Origin of the sequence: Herbiconiux sp. (assembly GCF_023264855.1) — a bacterium.
GTDB lineage: Bacteria > Actinomycetota > Actinomycetes > Actinomycetales > Microbacteriaceae > Herbiconiux.
On sequence record NZ_JAHFUW010000001.1, the window covers coordinates 89,733 to 106,219 of the forward strand.

Annotated in this window: 15 protein-coding genes and 1 tRNA gene; 3 read left to right on the forward strand and 13 right to left on the reverse strand. The window is 69.1% G+C overall.

The window, feature by feature from the left end; genetic code table 11:
• Positions 1–2: 2 nt before the first annotated feature.
• The 6 genes from Q0D75_RS00395 to topA form a co-directional block, all read right to left on the reverse strand.
• Positions 3–78, reverse strand: a tRNA-Thr gene (locus Q0D75_RS00395).
• A 108-nt stretch (positions 79–186) separates the two neighbouring features.
• Entirely contained in the window at positions 187–840 is a 654-nt protein-coding gene (locus Q0D75_RS00400; RefSeq protein ID WP_291048044.1) for a TetR/AcrR family transcriptional regulator, read from the reverse strand.
• Positions 841–858: 18 nt separating this feature from the next.
• Positions 859–2,454 carry an alpha/beta hydrolase gene (locus tag Q0D75_RS00405; protein ID WP_291048045.1) on the reverse strand — a complete coding sequence of 532 codons (1,596 nt, stop codon included), beginning with the start codon at positions 2,452–2,454 and terminating at the stop codon, positions 859–861.
• On the reverse strand, positions 2,451–3,665 hold the full coding sequence (locus Q0D75_RS00410; protein ID WP_291048047.1) for a DNA polymerase III subunit delta': 1,215 nt from the start codon (positions 3,663–3,665) through the stop codon (positions 2,451–2,453). The genes Q0D75_RS00405 and Q0D75_RS00410 overlap by 4 nt, the downstream gene beginning before the upstream one ends.
• 59 nt (positions 3,666–3,724) lie before the next feature.
• On the reverse strand, positions 3,725–4,345 hold the full coding sequence (gene tmk / locus Q0D75_RS00415; protein WP_291048049.1) for a dTMP kinase: 621 nt from the start codon (positions 4,343–4,345) through the stop codon (positions 3,725–3,727).
• The gene (topA, locus tag Q0D75_RS00420) at positions 4,342–7,161 is read right to left on the reverse strand and encodes a type I DNA topoisomerase (RefSeq protein WP_291048052.1); all 2,820 of its coding nucleotides are present in this window, start codon (positions 7,159–7,161) and stop codon (positions 4,342–4,344) included. The genes tmk and topA overlap by 4 nt, the downstream gene beginning before the upstream one ends.
• Positions 7,162–7,342: 181 nt before the next feature.
• On the opposite strand from topA, the gene Q0D75_RS00425 reads away from it, so the two are divergent.
• Entirely contained in the window at positions 7,343–7,576 is a 234-nt protein-coding gene (locus Q0D75_RS00425; RefSeq protein ID WP_291048054.1) for a hypothetical protein, read from the forward strand.
• A 26-nt stretch (positions 7,577–7,602) separates the two neighbouring features.
• Here the strand turns inward: Q0D75_RS00425 and Q0D75_RS00430 are convergent, their stop codons facing one another.
• The 5 genes from Q0D75_RS00430 to Q0D75_RS00450 all read right to left on the reverse strand — a co-directional run bounded on the left by Q0D75_RS00430 (position 7,603) and on the right by Q0D75_RS00450 (position 10,802).
• The gene (locus tag Q0D75_RS00430; RefSeq protein ID WP_291048057.1) at positions 7,603–7,947 is read right to left on the reverse strand and encodes an Rv3654c family TadE-like protein; all 345 of its coding nucleotides are present in this window, start codon (positions 7,945–7,947) and stop codon (positions 7,603–7,605) included.
• 20 nt (positions 7,948–7,967) lie between these two features.
• Complete coding sequence (locus Q0D75_RS00435; RefSeq protein ID WP_291048059.1) at positions 7,968–8,297, reverse strand: TadE family protein; 330 nt, start codon at positions 8,295–8,297, stop codon at positions 7,968–7,970.
• Positions 8,298–8,322: 25 nt separating this feature from the next.
• Positions 8,323–8,565: a DUF4244 domain-containing protein gene (locus tag Q0D75_RS00440; protein ID WP_291048061.1), complete on the reverse strand. Its 243-nt coding sequence runs from the start codon at positions 8,563–8,565 to the stop codon at positions 8,323–8,325.
• 142 nt (positions 8,566–8,707) lie between these two features.
• Positions 8,708–9,679 carry a hypothetical protein gene (locus Q0D75_RS00445; RefSeq protein ID WP_291048064.1) on the reverse strand — a complete coding sequence of 324 codons (972 nt, stop codon included), beginning with the start codon at positions 9,677–9,679 and terminating at the stop codon, positions 8,708–8,710.
• Between the two features lie 73 nt (positions 9,680–9,752).
• Complete coding sequence (locus tag Q0D75_RS00450) at positions 9,753–10,802, reverse strand: TadA family conjugal transfer-associated ATPase (RefSeq protein ID WP_291048066.1); 1,050 nt, start codon at positions 10,800–10,802, stop codon at positions 9,753–9,755.
• A gap of 497 nt (positions 10,803–11,299) precedes the next feature.
• Between Q0D75_RS00450 and acs the strand changes: the two genes are divergently transcribed.
• Positions 11,300–13,273 carry an acetate--CoA ligase gene (gene acs, locus Q0D75_RS00455; RefSeq protein WP_291048067.1) on the forward strand — a complete coding sequence of 658 codons (1,974 nt, stop codon included), beginning with the start codon at positions 11,300–11,302 and terminating at the stop codon, positions 13,271–13,273.
• A gap of 3 nt (positions 13,274–13,276) precedes the next feature.
• On the opposite strand, the gene Q0D75_RS00460 is transcribed toward acs, so the two are convergent.
• Positions 13,277–13,747, reverse strand: coding sequence for a RidA family protein (locus Q0D75_RS00460; protein WP_291048309.1), 471 nt, complete (start codon positions 13,745–13,747; stop codon positions 13,277–13,279).
• A gap of 5 nt (positions 13,748–13,752) precedes the next feature.
• Entirely contained in the window at positions 13,753–13,896 is a 144-nt protein-coding gene (locus tag Q0D75_RS00465; RefSeq protein ID WP_291048068.1) for a hypothetical protein, read from the reverse strand.
• 83 nt (positions 13,897–13,979) lie between these two features.
• On the opposite strand from Q0D75_RS00465, the gene Q0D75_RS00470 reads away from it, so the two are divergent.
• Positions 13,980–16,487, forward strand: a complete 2,508-nt coding sequence (locus Q0D75_RS00470; protein WP_291048069.1) for a transglycosylase domain-containing protein — start codon at positions 13,980–13,982, stop codon at positions 16,485–16,487.

Sequence of the window (16,487 nt, forward strand, 5' to 3'; positions counted from 1 at the left end):
ACTGGGGCCGCCTCCGGGAATCGAACCCGGGACCTATTCATTACGAGTGAATCGCTCTGCCGACTGAGCTAAGGCGGCCTGGCCGGCGCACGTGGCGCTCGGCACAGCTACAAAGCATAGCCGATCCGGGAGGCCGGTACGAACGCGACGGGACGACACCGCCGACGACCCGGAACACGGCCTGGACTACACGCGCGCGGGCACGCCCACCACATCGCGCAGGTGCCGGTACGAGCGGCTGAGCGACTCGGCCAGGGATACCGCATCCGGATGCTCGGCCCACGACAGCCAGGCGGCGCGCGCCAGCGTGAGCGCGAGCAGCGACACGAGCCGCGCCTTCTCGACACTCTCGGTCGCGTCGATCGGCTCGTCGCGCGCGGCCGCGTCGGCGCGCAGGCGACGGTCGACGGAGGCCGCCACCTCGGCCTCGAACTCGCGCATGCGGTCGATCTTGAGGGCGAAGATCTGCGGATGCTCGGCCATCACCGCGCGTCGCAGGGCGAGCAGCTCGGGGTCGAGCCCGCCGTCTTCCCGCGCCTGCTCGGCCATGATCTCGACCAGGTCGCCCAGCGGATCGCCCTCGGCATGCGGCTGCTCGAACGCCTGCGACACCGATTCCGTGAACACGAAGGGTGCATCGCCGGCGAGCGAGTCCTCTTTCGAGGGGAAGTAGTTGAAGAAGGTGCGCGGCGAGACACCGGCGTCGCGGCTGATGTCTTCGATCGTCACCTGGTCGAGGCCGTGCTCGGCCGTGAGGCGCAGCACGGCGAGCTGGATGCGCCGGCGGGTGGCCCTCCGTTTGCGCTCACGGAGACCGAGTTCTTCGGGTGCTGCGGTCATGCCCACCATGATCCCACGTCAGCTCGTGCAGTCGGGGTCGGCGGCGGGAACCGTTCCGTCGAGGAAGTACGCGTCGACCGTGCTCGCCACGCAGCTCGAGGAGTTGTAGGCGGTGTGCCCCTCGCCCTCGAAGGTGACCAGGTGGCCGTTCTCCAGCTGGCCGGCCAGTGCCTGCGCCCACTTGTACGGAGTGGCCGGGTCGCCCGTCGTGCCCACCACGAGGATGGGGCCGGATCCGGCGGCCGTCACCGCGGCCGGCACGCGCTTGGACGGGTACACCCACTGCGAGCAGGTGATGTCGCCGTAGGTCCAGTACGGGCCCACCGTCGGCGAGGCCGCGATGAGGTCGGAGTTCTGCTGCGCGATCACGGCCGGATCGGTCTGCGCCGGGTAGTCGGCGCACGAGATGGCGTTGAACGACTCGATCAGGTTGTCGGCGTAGGTGCCGTCCTCGTTGCGGCTGTTGTAGGCATCCGCCAGCGAGAAGGCGTAGTCGGCCTGACCGTCTTGCACCGAACTGAACAGGGAGTCGAGGTACGGCCAGCTGCTCTCGTTGTAGAGCGGATAGAACACCGCGGTGAGCAGGTTGGTGGCGTTCAGCTCGCGGCCGTCGCTGGAGCGGATCGGGCTCGCATCGACCTCGGCCAGCATCTTCTGGATCGTGGTCAGCGCCTGGTCGGCGGTGCCGTCGAACCAGCAGTCGGATCGGCCGGCGCAGTCGGTGAGGTAGTTCTTGAGGGCGTTCTCGAAGCCCTCGGCCTGCGAGATCGACACGTCGAAGCCGCTCGAGCTCGGGTCTTCGGCACCGTCGAGCACCATCCGGCCGACCTTGTCGGGGAAGTTCTCGGCGTACTCGGCGCCGAGCAGCGTGCCGTAGGAGTAACCGAGGTAGTTGAGCTTGGGGTCGCCCACGAGGGCGCGCAGCATGTCGAGGTCGCGGGTGGTGCTGTCGGTGTCGATGAACTCAAGCAGCGGGCCGGTGTTGACCGCGCACTTCTCGGCGAAGTCCTTGGCTGCCGCGGTGTAGGCCGCGATCCACTCGTCGGAGCCGCGTTCGCCCGGGATGATGTCGTAGAGGTAGGCGTCGCGCTCGGCGTCGGTGAGGCAGTGCACGGCGTCCGAGTGCCCGGTGCCCCGGGGGTCGTAGCCGATCAGGTCATAGCCCTGCTGCAGCGTAGGGTGGGCGGCGTAGTCGGCCGACTGTTCGACGAAGTCGTAAGCCGATCCACCGGGGCCGCCGGGGTTCACGAACAGGGTGCCGAGCGGCGCACCGCCGGAGCTGGGCTTCTTGATCATCGCGAGCGAGACTGTGTCGCCGGTGGGATTCGCCCAGTCGAGCGGGGCGGTCGCGGTGGCGCACTGGAACGAGCCGCTGCAGGAGGTCCAGTTCAGCACCTGGCCGTAGAACGGCTGCAGCTCGGCCGGCACGTCTTCGGCGGTCGGCGTGGAGGTGGCGACCGGAGCACCGGTGCCGCCGGTCGAGGGGTCGCCGAGCGAGGCCGTGTACCAGGTGGCGCAGCCCGAGAGCACGAGCACGGCCGAGGCGACGACGGCGACCGCCGCGAGGGTGCGGCGAACGGCGGTGGACCGCGGGGCGCGGGGGTTTCGGCTCACGGGTGGACCTTTCGTGGTGCGGACCGGTTCGCTTCGGCGACCGTGATGAGCAGCGCCTCGAGGGTGAGGGCGGGCGCGACGTTCGCCGCTATCCTCCGCCGGGCGACGGCGATGGCATCCATCGCCGCGAGTGTCGATGACGAATCGTTATCGTCGGCGATCGCTCGGATGCGGGGCGAGATGGCCTCGTTCACCAGCTCGACCGAGGAGCCGAGCTGCACCAGCACCACGTCGCGATAGAGCGAGAGCAGGTCGGTGAGGATGCGGTCGATGCCGTCGCGCAGGCTCCGGGTGGCGCGGCGCTTCTGGTCGTCTTCGAGGTTCTTGATCTGCGAGCGCAGGGCCGGCGGGATGGCCTGACCGGGCTCGACGCCCAGCGAGCGGAGGGCCGCCGCCCGTTCTTCGGCGTCACGCTCCTCGGTGATGGCCTGGGCGTCGGCGCCCGCGATCTCGAGCAGCCGGGCCGCGCCGCGCACCGCGTCTCCGACGGTCGACACCGTGAGTGCGAGCTCGAGGGTCTCGGCACGGCGGGTGCGGGCCTCTTCGTTGGTGGCCAGGCGGTGCGCCATGCCGATGTGGCTCTGCGACTCGCGCGCGGCCCGCAACGCGAGCTCGGCGTCGACACCGTCGCGCTTCACGATCAGCGCCGCCACGTCGTCGGTGCTGGGCACGCGCAGACGCACGGAGCGCACGCGCGAGCGGATGGTCGGCAGCAGATCGGCCTCGCTGGGGGCGCACAGGATCCACACCGTGCGCTCCGGCGGCTCTTCGAGCGCCTTCAGCAGCACGTTCGAGGTGCGCTCCGCCATGCGGTCGGCGTCTTCGATCACGACCACGCGGTAGCGGGCGACGGACGGGGAGAACTGCGAGGCCGAGACCAGGCGGCGCACCTCCTCGATCGAGATGATGACGCGCTCGGTGGCCAGGATGGCGAGGTCGGGATGCGTGCGCGCGGCGACCTGGGTGCAGTCGGGGCACACCCCGCAGCCGCCGTTGCGGCAGAGCAGTGCGGAGGCGAAGGCGTAGGCGAGGTTGGAGCGGCCGGAGCCGGGCGGGCCCGTGATGAGCCAGGAGTGCGTCATCGAGTCGGGGGCGGTATCGGCGGGCCCGGTCGCGCCGGAGGCGCCCGGGCGCACGTCGGCACTGGCGGCGGCCGCGCGGAACACCTCGATGGCGGCCGCCTGGCCGGTGAGGTCATCCCAAACGGTCATGCGTCCCAATCTATCGGCACCCCCTGACAAGCTCCCCGACGGGGGCCGGGCGAGGAGGGTCAGGCGAGGAGGGACTCGACTCGGGTGCGGATCGCCGACGCGATCTCGGCCACGGGCCGGGACGCGTCGACCACGAGGAAGCGGGCCGGCTCCGCCGCGGCGAGGGCGAGGAACGCCTCTCGGACGCGGCGGTGGAAGTCGCTCTTCTCGGCCTCGAGGCGGTCGAAGCGCTTGTTGGCGCTGTCGAGGCGGGCGCGGGCGGCGTCTTCGTCGAGGTCGAGCAGCACCGTGAGGTCGGGGAGCAGCCCCTCCGCCGCCCAGAGCGAGAGGTTGCGGATCTCGACCCCGTCGAGCACACGGCCGGCCCCCTGGTAGGCGACCGAGGAGTCGAGGTAGCGGTCCTGGATCACCACCTCGTCGCGCTCGAGGGCCGGACGCACCTTCGTGGCGATGTGCTGAGCTCGATCGGCCGCGTAGAGCAGCGCCTCGGCCCGAGGAGTGATGTGGCCCCTGCTGTGCAGCACGATCTCGCGCACCTCGGTGCCGAAATCGGTGCCGCCGGGCTCGCGGGTGCGCACGACGGTGCGTCCGGATGCCGTCAGCCAGTCTTCGAGAAGAGCCGCCTGGGTCGACTTGCCGGAACCGTCGCCGCCTTCCAGCGTGACGAACAGGCCCGTCACTTCTTCGGTGCGGCCTTGCGTGCGGGCGCCTTGCGGGCCGCGGGCTTCTTGGCCGCCGTCTTGGTGGCGGTCTTCGCCTTCGGCTTCGCCGGCCCCTTGGCACGCTTGTCGGCCAGCAGCTGCACGGCTCGCTCGAAGTCGACCTCCTCGACCGTCTCGCCGCGCGGGATGGTCGCGTTGGTGACGCCGTCGGTGACGTAGGGCCCGAATCGGCCGTCCTTCACGCGGATCGGCTTGCCGCTCTCGGGGTCGGCCTCGAACTCCTTCAGCGCCGACGACGCCCGGCGGGCACCGTACTTGGGCTGGGCGAAGAGCTCGAGGGCACCCGGGAGGTCGATCTCGAAGATGAGGTCTTCGTTCTCGAGCGAACGGGTATCGGCGCCCTTCTTGAGGTACGGGCCGAACTTGCCGCCCTGAGCGGTGATCGGCTCACTCGACTCCGGGTCTTCGCCCACCACGCGAGGCAGGTCGAGCAGCCGGAGAGCGGTGTCGAGGTCGATGGTCGCGAGGTCCATCGACTTGAACAGGGACGCCGTACGCGGCTTGACGGCCGCGGCGGCCTTCTTGGCCGCCGGCTTCTTGGCGGGCGCCTTCTTGGCCGCGGTGCCGGCCGCGGCATCCGGAGCCACGGCGGCAGCAGCGGCCTCGGCTGCAGCATCCGGAGCCGTCTCGGGAACCACCGGCTCGAGCTCGGTGACGTACGGACCGAATCGGCCGTCTTTCGCCACGATCTCCTTGCCGTTCTCGGGGTTCACACCGATGACGCGGTCGGTCACGACCGGGGCGTCGACGAGCTCGCGCGCCTTCTCCGGAGTGAGCTCGTCGGGGGCGAGATCCTGTGGCAGATTCACGCGGCGCGGCGGAGCTTCGAGGTCGCCCGAGGGGTCGACCACTTCGAGGTAGGGGCCGTACTTGCCGATGCGCAGGGTGATGTCGTCGTCGATGGTGACGGAGTTGACCGCACGGGCGTCGATCTCGCCCATGTTGTCGATCACGTTGCGGAGGCCGGGGTGGCCTTCGCTGCCGAAGTAGAAACCGTTCAGCCAGTCGATGCGGTCTTCTTCGCCGCCGGCGATCTTGTCGAGGTCGGCCTCGAGGGTGGCCGTGAAGTCGTAGTCGACCAGCTCGGCGAAGAAGTCTTCGAGCAGGCGCACCACCGAGAAGGCCGTCCAGCTGGGCACGAGCGCCTGGCCGCGCGGGGTCACGTAGCCGCGGTCGATGATGGTGGAGATGATGCTCGCGTAGGTCGACGGGCGGCCGATGCCGAGTTCGTCGAGCGCCTTCACCAGGCTCGCCTCGGTGTAGCGCGGCGGAGGCGTGGTGTCGTGCCCGGCGGCGTTGAGCTCGATGGCCGCGAGGGCCTGGCCCTCCTTCAGCACCGGGAGCTTCGCCTCCGCGGGCGAGGCCTCGGCATTGCGCTCTTCGTCACGGCTCTCTTCGTAGGCGTGCAGGAAGCCGCGGAAGGTGATGACCGTCCCCGAGGCCGAGAACTCGGCGGTGGTGGCCCCACCCAGTTCGGCGACGGTCACGGGGCCGGCCGTGATGGTGACGGATGCTGTGGAGCCCTTGGCGTCGGCCATCTGCGAAGCGACGGTGCGCTTCCAGATCAGGTCGTAGAGCTTGAAGTCGTTGCCGCGGAGCACCGAGGAGACCTCGTCGGGCGTCTTGAAGACCTCACCGGCGGGGCGGATCGCCTCGTGGGCCTCCTGCGCGTTCTTGCCCTTGCCCGAGTAGAGGCGGGGCTTGTCGGGGATCGTGTCCGCGCCGTAGAGGGCGGTGGCCTGGTTGCGCGCCGCCGTGATCGCCTGCTGCGAGAGCGAGGGCGAGTCGGTACGCATATAGGTGATGTACCCGTTCTCATACAGCGACTGGGCCACGCTCATGGTCTGGCGGGCCGAGAAGCGGAGCTTCCGGGCGGCCTCCTGCTGAAGCGTCGAGGTGGTGAACGGCGCGGCCGGACGGCGGGTGTACGGCTTGGTCTCCAGCCCCGAGACGGCGATGGCGACGCCGTCGGCGGCGAGAGCCGTCTTGAGGGCGTTCGCCGCGGCCTCTCCGAGCGGGACGGCCTTGCTCTTCAGCACGCCGGACTCGTCGTAATCGCGGCCGGTGGCCACGCGCTCGCCGTTCAGGCGGGCGAGCCGTGCTTCGAAGCGGTCGACCTCGGGCTTCGCGGCATCCGGAGCGAGCTGCGCGGTGAGGTCCCAGTAGTTCGCACTGGTGAACGCCAGGCGCTCCCGCTCGCGGTCGACGACGAGGCGGGTGGCGGCGGACTGCACGCGGCCCGCCGAGAGGCCGGGGCCGACCTTGCGCCAGAGCACCGGCGACACCTCGTAACCGTAGAGACGGTCGAGGATGCGGCGGGTCTCTTGCGCGTCGACGAGGGCGTCGTCGATCTGGCGGGTGTTGTCGCGGGCGGCCTCGATGGCCTCGCGGGTGATCTCGTGGAAGACCATGCGGTGCACGGGCACCTTGGGCTTCAGCACCTGCAACAGGTGCCAGGCGATGGCCTCGCCCTCGCGGTCTTCATCTGTCGCGAGGTAGAGCTCGTCGGCTGAGGCGAGGGCCTTCTTGAGTTCGGCGACCGTCTTCTTCTTCGCGTCGGACACGACGTAGTACGGCTCGAAGCCGTTCTCGACGTCGACGGAGAACTTGCCGAGCGAGCCCTTCTTCAGCTCCGGAGGGAGGTTCTTGGGCTCGACGAGGTCGCGGATGTGCCCCACCGAGGCGAGCACGTCGAAGCCGTCGCCGAGGTACTGGGCGATCGACTTGACCTTCGTCGGTGACTCGACGATGACGAGCTTTCTCGGGGTTGACAACGTTTCTCCTTATATATGCGACACCGCATGAAGTGTCAGGCACACCATACACACTTCATCCCGGTCGAAGCCTAATCAGGGTCGTATGCCCCACCCGGCACCTGTTCGACCACACCCGTTGCGCATGCGGGTCACGGGTGGACAATGGATGTGACCACTTCGAGGAAGAAGGGCTGGACACATGTCACCGGTCGAAAAAGGAAGCTACACCGCCAAGTTCACCGACGGTCCGCTGGAGGGCAAGACCATCCGCACCGACTTCACGTCGGCGGGCGAACCCCAGGCGCGACTCACCATTCCCGCTGCGGCCAGCAGCAAGCAGTACCTCTACCGGCGTTCGTCGGGACTGGAATACGGCGACTCCGATCGACCGAGCGCGGTCGACTACCGCTACGTCGAGGCCATCGTCGGCTGAGGCGACCGGCCGGGCCCTCCCCTTCCTCACGGAGGCACCGCAGGCGGCCCGGCCCGGGAGCTCGCCGTGATGGGTATCGCGAACACCTCGCCCCCTACGGTCACCGTCGCGAGGCCGTCGGTCACCGCACAGCTCACCAGCGATACCGCGAGTGAAGCCGCGACCGCACCGGCCGCTTCGCAGGAGAAGCCCGGCACTCGCCCGGAGGCGGTGTCCGCGGCGGCCAGGGCGGCGGAGTCGGCAGCTCCTTGCACGCGCTGATGGGCGGCCAGCGAGGCGCCGAGAGGCGCCACCGTGCAGATCATGATCGCAAGGCCGAGCACGAGCCCGACGCCGAGGATGCTGCCGCCTCCGCTGTCGTCTGAGCACACGGCTCGCAGACTGCGCCCGCTCACGTGCTGCCTCCGCCGTACCGGTCGTCGAGCGCGCATCCGCGGCCGGACAGATCGAACAGCGCGCCCAGCGTGCCCAGCGACACCGACGCGGTGGCGGTGATGCAGACGAGCGATCCCGACTCGGCGACCGTCATCGACGCGCCTGGTTCCGCCGCGGCGATCCGGGCCGCCGCCTCGCCCGGGGAGACGCCCCGACCGATCATGCGGGCCGCGTCGGCCGCGGCGTCCGTCAGGCTCACCTGGATCGTGCCGAGATGCGCGACCCCCAGACCGAGGGCGAGCATCAGAACGACGGCCGGAAGCACCAGGGCGAATTCGGCGGTCACCGATCCCTCCTCGCCCGCCGCACGATCACCCGCCGGCGGACAGCGCACGATGAATCAGATCGACGAGCATGCCCTTGACGTCGTCGCCGCGGAGCACGACGACCAACAGACCGGCGAGGCCCACCGCAGCCAAGGTCGCGATGGCGTATTCGGCCGTGGCCGCGCCCGCCTCGTCTTCGAGTGCGCTCCGCGCTCGCCCGAGCAGACCGCGATGTCGTGCGCGGCCGGGCAGAGCCACGGGTGCAGGTGGGGTGAAGAGCGATGTCATGGGGAGAGTCTCTTTTCATGTGTCGGAAATGCAGCGATGAGCCCGGTGCCGGTGGCGTCGGAACTGCAGAAGGAAGGAGAGGTGCGGGTAAGGGATGCAAGGAGAGGTCTGCGACGAGCAACGGAGAGACAGGCCGGTGTGCTCACCCCGCATCAATGAGCGACGTCGAACGGAGTACGCCGAGCAACACCGGTGCGACCGAGAGCAGCAGGAACGCGGGCAGCACGCACAGACCGAGCGGCAGCATCAGCTGCACGCCGAGCGACGCGGCCCGTTCGGACGCCGCTCCGATCGCATCCCGGCGCAGCCGCACCGCCTCGGCCCGCAGCAACTGCGCCGGAGGAGCCCCGGCGAGCGCCGCCAGCGACAGCACCGACGCGATCTGCCGCTGTTCCTGGTCGGCTTCCGCTCTCCTGGGCGCCCGTGCAGCGGTGCCGCGCTGACGCACCGGCGAGTAGCGCCGGAGCGCCTCCTCCACGAGAACCACGGCCGCATCGGCGGATCCCCCTCCGGCTACGGCGACGGCCACCAGGTCGAGCGCCAGGCCCGGCGCGTGATCGCGACGGCTCCCGCGCCGGAGCAGCCATCGGCTCCACGCCCGGCCGAGCAGCACGAGCACCGCACCTGCACCCGCGCAGAACCAGCCGGCAGGGCTGGCGACGAGCACCTGGACGGTGTCCAGCCCCAGCAGCATGCCGGAGCCGAGCGAGACGAACGGAAGGGCGAGCACGAGACGCGTCGTCGCCCGCGGCCCGGCGAGTGCCGCCGACACCTCGCGCTCCACCGCGCCGAGATCACGCAGCGCGCCGGAGATGTCGACCAGACAGCGGGCGAGGGAGGCCCCGGCTTCGGTGGCGACGAACCACGCCGCAGACAGCATCGACCACGCCGCCTGTTCATCCGCCCCCGCCGCACCACCTGCAGCTGCTGATGCCGACTCGGCTGCCGACTCCACGATCGCCTTCGCCACCGGCGTACCCCGGCCGGTGCGATCGGCAACGGACTGAGCGAACCCTCCGTCGCTCGCCCCGATCACCTGCCACGCCGAGGCGGGAGAGACTCCGGCGGAGATGAGCACGGCCAGCTTCTCGGCGATCGACCCGATCTCCTCCACGGCCGGTCTCCGGGGCCGCCCCGGCCGCGTCCGCCCTGCCGGCGCGCGTGCACCGGACCCGGATCGCGTAGCCTCACGCATCGCGCACCGAACCCACGTCGATGGCGCTGATCGCAAGCCGATCGCGTTCGTCGACCTGAAAGCGCCCGAACGCCTCGATCAGCCGGCCCTTCTCGGTGCGCCGCAGGTGGCAGACCAGCCCGATCGCGCTGACCGCCTGCCGCGCCACTGCCGTGGCATCCATTCCCGCGAGGGCGCCGAGCGCCTCCAACCGTGCCGGGACGTCGGCGAGCGCGTTGGCGTGCAGGGTTCCCGCTCCACCGTCGTGTCCGGTGTTCAGGGCGCCGAGCAATTCACGGATCTCGGCCCCGCGGCACTCGCCGAGCACCAGTCGGTCGGGCCGCATCCTGAGCGATTGGCGGAGGAGTTCGGCGAGCCCGATACCACCCGCGCCTTCGAGATTGGGCTGCCGGGCCTCGAGGGCCACCACGTGCGGATGCTCTATCCGCAGCTCGGTCACGTCTTCGATCACGACGATCCGCTCGCTCGGCTCGGCGGAGGCCAGCATCGCCGACAGGAAGGTGGTCTTGCCGCTGCCTCCCGCGCCGGTGACGAGCACGTTGAGCCGGTCGCGCACCGCCGACTCGGCGATCGCCCGCCGGGCACGGCCCGGTTGCCCGGCACCGAAGAGACCACGCTGGTCGAGGTCGTGCAGGCTCGGCCAGCGTCGTTGCGGAACCCGGATCGACACCAGGGTTCCCCCGGGCGCCAAGGGAGGGAGCACCACGTGCACGCGCAGACCCGCGACCCGCACATCCACACACGGCGTGGCCTCATCGATGTGTCTCCCGCCTTGAGCCACGAGCCGCACCGCGAACTCGCGCAGCCGCTCCTCGTTCGGGCAGCTCCAGGCCGGGTCGGCGATCGCGCCGCGCCCGCGATCGACCCAGAGCGAGCGATGGCCGTTCACGAACACATCGGTGACGGCCGGATCGGCGAGAACACGCGCCAAGGGCCCGAAGCGCTCGAACCGGTCACCGACGGGAGGAGAGAGAAGAGGAGGCGGAGGAGGCGGAGGCGGAGGGTCGCGATCCGGGTCGGCGACGGTGCGGCGAGATGTCATGCCCCGACGCTACGGAGCAGCATCCGGAGCATGACGGCCCACGCCCGATCTGTGGAGAGAACCCGGCCGCACCGAACCTGTGCAGAACTCCCCGAGCCCCCGTGAACGACGAATGGCCCGCCCTCGGAAGGAGGAGCGGGCCATCGCGAGAAAAAGAAGGGGCGGCACCCAATGGGGGGAAAGGGTGCCGCCGCAGCAACGCTGGATTGGGGGGAATCACTGTTGCGTTGCATCCGAACACGAGGTTCGGTAGTGACGAGTTTACCCGTTGGAAACATTGGGTCAAACCACTCCAGCGAACTCTCAGCGTGCCTCGCTGCCGACACTCAGGTACGCGACCGGCACGAGGCCCGCCGCCGCCAGGGCGCAACAGGATGCAACGCCGCCTCACGTCGCCCCGAGCGCCCGGGGAGTATCGTCGAACTGGTTCGCGACGCCCTCGTTCCCGCAAGGGACGCCGTCGCGGCAGCACGACTCGCGAAGGAGCGACATCGACCATGACTGCCCACGACATCGACAACCTGATGCACGAATCGCGTCGTTTCGCCCCGAGTGCCGACTTCGTGGCCGGCTCGGTGGCAAGCGCCGACCTCTACGAGAAGGCGGCCGAGAACCGCGAAGAATTCTGGGCCACACAGTCCCGAGAGCTGCTGCACTGGCACAAGCCCTTCACCCGCACCCTCGACTGGTCGAACCCGCCGTTCGCGAAGTGGTTCGACGACGGCGAGATCAACGTCGCGTACAACTGCCTCGATCGCCACGTCGAGCAGGGCGACGGCGACCGCGTCGCGCTGCACTGGGAGGGCGAGCCCGGCGACTCGAAGGACTTCACCTATGCCGAGCTCACGAACGAGGTCAAGAAGGCCGCGAACCTGCTGACCAGCCTCGGCATCCGCCAAGGCGACCGGGTGGCCATCTACCTCCCCCTCATCCCCGAGGCGGTCATCTCGATGCTCGCGGTGGCCCGCATCGGCGCCGTGCACTCGGTGGTGTTCGGCGGGTTCAGCGCCGAGAGCCTGCGTGCCCGCATCGACGACGCGAGCGCCAAGCTCGTCATCACCGCGGACGGCGGCTACCGCAAGGGCAAGGTCTTCCCGTTGAAGCCGACGGTGGATGCCGCCCTGGCACTCGAGACCGGAGACACCGACGCCCACGCCAGCACGGTGAACCACGTGCTCGTGGTCCAGCGCGGCGGCAACGAGATCGACTGGACCCACGGCCGCGACCTGTGGTGGCACGACGAAATCGCCCAGGTCGACGCCGAGCACGTCGCCAAGCCGTTCCCCGCCGAGAACCCGCTCTTCATCCTCTACACCAGCGGCACCACCGGAAAGCCGAAGGGCATCCTGCACACCAGCGGCGGCTACCTCACGCAGGTCGCGTTCACCCACAAGAACGTCTTCGACCTCAGACCCGAAACGGACGTCTACTGGTCGACCGCCGACGTCGGCTGGATCACCGGCCACTCCTACGTCGTCTACGGCCCGCTCGCGAACGGCGCCACCCAGGTGATCTACGAGGGCACGCCCGACACGCCGCACCCCGGCCGCTGGTGGGAGATCATCCAGAAGCACAAGGTCACCATCCTCTACGCCGCCCCCACAGCCATCCGCACCTTCATGAAGCTCGGCCGCCAGATCCCCGCCGAGTACGACCTGACGAGCCTGCGCCTGCTCGGCAGCGTGGGCGAGCCGATCAACCCCGAGGCCTGGGTCTGGTACCGCGACGTGATCGGCGGCGGCACCACCCCGGTGGTCGACACCTGGTGGCAGACCGAGACCGGCGCCATCATGATCTCCGCGCTGCCCGGCGTCACCACCCTGAAGCCAGGGAGCGCGCAGGTGCCGATCCCGGGCGTCTCGATCGACATCGTGACGGATGACGGCACCCCGGTCGGCGCCGACGAGGGCGGCCTGCTCGTGGTCACCGAACCCTGGCCGAGCATGCTCCGCGGCATCTGGGGCGACCCCGACCGCTTCAAGGAGACCTACTGGGAGAAGTTCGGCAGCACGTACTTCGCCGGCGACGGCGCGCGCTACGACAAGGAGGGCGACATCTGGCTGCTCGGCCGGGTCGACGACGTGATGAACGTCTCGGGTCACCGCCTCAGCACCGCCGAGATCGAGTCGAGCCTGGTGTCGCACCCGATGGTCGCGGAGGCGGCCGTGGTGGGTGCCGCCGACGAGACCACGGGTCAGGCCGTCGTCGCCTTCGTGATCACCCGGGCCAGCCAAGCGGATGCCGCGGGCCGAGACGACGCCTCGGCCGTGCTGCGGGCGCACGTCGCGCAGCAGATCGGCGCGATAGCCCGCCCCCGCGACGTGTTCATCGTCTCGGAGCTCCCCAAGACCCGCTCGGGCAAGATCATGCGCCGTCTGCTCCGCGACGTGGCCGAGGGCCGCGAGGTCGGAGACACCACGACCCTCGCCGACACGTCGGTGATGAAAATCATCACCGAGACCATGCGATAAGGGCTACGCGAACTCCACGATCATCTCGACCTCGACGGGAGAGTCGAGGGGGAGCACGGCGACGCCGACGGCGGAGCGGGCGTGGATGCCGGCGTCACCGAAGACGTCGACCAGGAACTCCGACGCGCCGTTGATGACGCCCGGCTGACCGCTGAACGAGGGGTCGGACGACACGAAGCCGGTGACTTTCACGATGCGCACGATCCGGTCGAGCGACCCGAGCACGCTCTGCACGGCGGCGAGCGCGTTCAGGGCGGAGATCTGGGCCAGAGCCTTGGCCTCGGACGGTGACACCAGCCCGGCGCCCTCGCCGACCTTGCCCGTGACCGACAGCGCACCGCCGACGAACGGGAGCTGGCCGGCCGTGTAGACGAGATCGCCGGAGATCACGGCGGGAACGTACGCCCCGGCCGGAGCCGAGACGGTGGGAACCGTGATGCCCAGATCGGCCAGACGCGCGGTGACCTGCGACATCGGCGTCACGCCCCCGATCCGGATGCGGAGCCGCCCACGGGCCGCTTGAGGTAGGCCACGAGACCGCCCTCGGGACCGGTGACGATCTGCACGAGCTCCCAGCCCTCAGAACCCCAGGTGTTCAGAATTCCGGTCGTGTTGTGGATCATGAGCGGTGTCGTCACATATTCCCAGGTAGGCACTAGCACCCTTTCGAGGCGGTTTTAGAGGTTTGTCGCTTACCCTTGATCCTATGTCTGCCCCGAAAGCCACGGCTAGCGGTGTGGTCGGAGCCATTCTGGGCATCGTGGGTATGAGCGCAATCGCGGGCATCCTCGTCACAGCCATGGTCACGCCCGCACTCGCTGTCACTGGCATTGCCGCGAACAACTCCATCGGAATGTTCGAGAACCTCCCCAGCTACATCAAGCCGGATGCTCTCGCCGAGAAGACCAACATCTACGCCACGAAGAGCGACGGCACCCAGGTGCTGCTGGCATCCGTGTTCGAGCAGAACCGCGAAGAGGTGGGCTGGGACCAGATCTCCCCCTACGTCAAAGACGCGGTCATCGCCACCGAAGACCCGCGCTTCTACACCCACGGCGGCGTCGACATCGCGTCGACCCTGCGTGCGGCCGCGGGCAACGCCCTCGAGACCTCCGCCTCCGGTGCGTCGACCATCTCGATGCAGTACGTGCGCAACATCCAGGTGCAGAAGGCCGAGGCCATTCAAGACGAGGCGGAGCGCGACGCCGCCTACGCCGAGGCCACGAAGACCACGGTCGACCGCAAGCTGAAGGAGATCAAGCTCGCGATCGGCCTCGAGAAGGAGTTCTCGAAAGACGACATCCTGCTCGGCTACCTCAACATCGCGCCGTTCGGAGGCCGGGTCTACGGCATCCAGTCGGCGGCCCAGTACTACTTCGGCGTGAACGCCTCCGACCTCTCCATCGCGCAGGCCGCCAGCCTGATCGCCACCGTGAACGAGCCCAACGGCCTCCGGATCGACCAGGAAGAGAACATCGCCGACAACCAGGCGCGTCGCGACAAGGACGTGCTGCCGGCCATGCTCAAGGAGCACAAGATCACGCAGGCCCAGTACGACGAGGCGATCGCCACCCCGGTGACCCCCAACATCGTGCAGCCCTCGACCGGATGCCAGACGGCGAACGAGATCGCGGCCGGCTTCTTCTGCGACTACGTGACGCACATCGTGAAGAACGACCCGGCGTTCGGAGCGGATGAGGACACCCGCTGGACGAACTTCAAGACCGGCGGCTACCAGATCTACACCACGCTCGACGTCGACCTGCAGAACGCGGCGATGAGCGCGATGAACGCGTACGTGCCGAAGACGGCCGACTTCGACCTGGGCTCCTCGCTGGTCACCGTGCAGCCGGGCACCGGCAAGGTGCTCGCCATGGTGCAGAACAAGGACTTCAGCGACGATCCGGAGGTGACGGCCGTCAACGCCGGAGCCTCCGCCATCAACTACAGCACCGACTACACGTATGGCGGATCGACCGGCTTCCAGGTCGGTTCGACCTACAAGATCTTCACGCTCGCCGAGTGGCTCAAGACCGGCCACTCGCTGGGCGACATCATCAACGGAAACCCGGGAACGCTGAATCTGGCACAGTTCGCCGACAGCTGCACGGGTGGCAACGGCGGCACGTACTCCGTGAAGAACGACGGCGGTTCGGCCCCCGGCAACGTGTCGGTGATGAAGGCGACGGCCGACTCGGTGAACCTCGCGTTCCTGCGCATGGCACAGAAACTCGACCAGTGCGAAATCCGCAAGACGGCCGAGGCCTTCGGTGTGCACCGCGCCGACGGCAATGCACTCGGCGAGAACCCCGCCGACGTGCTGGGCACCAACGAGATCGCGCCGCTCACGATGGCCGCGGCCTTCGCCGCGGTCGCCAACGAGGGCACCTACTGCAGCCCGATCGCCATCGAGAAGATCCTCGACTCGCAGGGCAACGAGCTGCCGCCCCCCACCTCGACCTGCAGCCAGGCTGTGGAGCCGAACATCGCCGCCGCCATGATCACCGCCCTCCAGGGCGTCATCAACGGCGGGACGGGCGGCCAGTCGAACCCCAACGACGGCATCCCGCACTTCGGTAAGACCGGTACCACCGACTCGGAGAAGGACACCTGGTTCGTCGGAGCCTCGACGGAACTCGCTACCGCTGTGTGGGTCGGCAATGTGGTCGGAACGGTCTCCATCCGCAACACCTCCATCCTCGGTCAGGGCGGCGGTAACGTGCGCCACTCCGTCTGGAAGCAGTACATGACCGATGCCGACGGCAAGTACGGGGGCAACGCGTTCCCCGAGGCCGACAGCACGCTCCGCAACGGCGTGCAGGTTCAGATTCCGAACGTCGCCGGCCTGTCGGTCGACGCAGCCCGGTCTGCGCTGACGACGGCCGGGTTCGACTTCCAGGACGGCGGCACGGTCGATTCCACCCAGGCCTCCGGTCTGGTAGACAGCAGCTCGCCCAGTGGCACCGCATCGAAGGGGTCCACCATCACGGTGTTCACGTCGAACGGGCAGCTGCGCTCGGTGCCGAACGTGGTGGGCATGTCTCCGGAAGCGGCCCGCTCGGCCATCACGGGCGCCGGCATCGCCGGTGACCAGATCGTCTTCGACGGCCCCTCCTCGGGGAACGGCGTCAAGGTCACAGCCACCAACCCCGGAGCAGGCAACCCGATCCGCTACGGCACGGACAAGCTCAGGGTCACCACGAAGGCCGGTTGA

What these genes read in the sequence shown, in the direction of transcription:
- Q0D75_RS00450 (WP_291048066.1), bottom strand. Translation starts at nt 10,802, where the DNA reads ATGACATCTCGCCGCACCGTCGCCGACCCGGATCGCGACCCTCCGCCT.
- Q0D75_RS00465 (WP_291048068.1), bottom strand. Translation starts at nt 13,896, where the DNA reads ATGATCCACAACACGACCGGAATTCTGAACACCTGGGGTTCTGAGGGC.
- acs (WP_291048067.1), top strand. Translation starts at nt 11,300, where the DNA reads ATGACTGCCCACGACATCGACAACCTGATGCACGAATCGCGTCGTTTC.
- Q0D75_RS00410 (WP_291048047.1), bottom strand. Translation starts at nt 3,665, where the DNA reads ATGACCGTTTGGGATGACCTCACCGGCCAGGCGGCCGCCATCGAGGTG.
- Q0D75_RS00470 (WP_291048069.1), top strand. Translation starts at nt 13,980, where the DNA reads ATGTCTGCCCCGAAAGCCACGGCTAGCGGTGTGGTCGGAGCCATTCTG.
- Q0D75_RS00440 (WP_291048061.1), bottom strand. Translation starts at nt 8,565, where the DNA reads ATGACATCGCTCTTCACCCCACCTGCACCCGTGGCTCTGCCCGGCCGC.
- Q0D75_RS00425 (WP_291048054.1), top strand. Translation starts at nt 7,343, where the DNA reads ATGTCACCGGTCGAAAAAGGAAGCTACACCGCCAAGTTCACCGACGGT.
- Q0D75_RS00460 (WP_291048309.1), bottom strand. Translation starts at nt 13,747, where the DNA reads ATGTCGCAGGTCACCGCGCGTCTGGCCGATCTGGGCATCACGGTTCCC.
- Q0D75_RS00400 (WP_291048044.1), bottom strand. Translation starts at nt 840, where the DNA reads ATGACCGCAGCACCCGAAGAACTCGGTCTCCGTGAGCGCAAACGGAGG.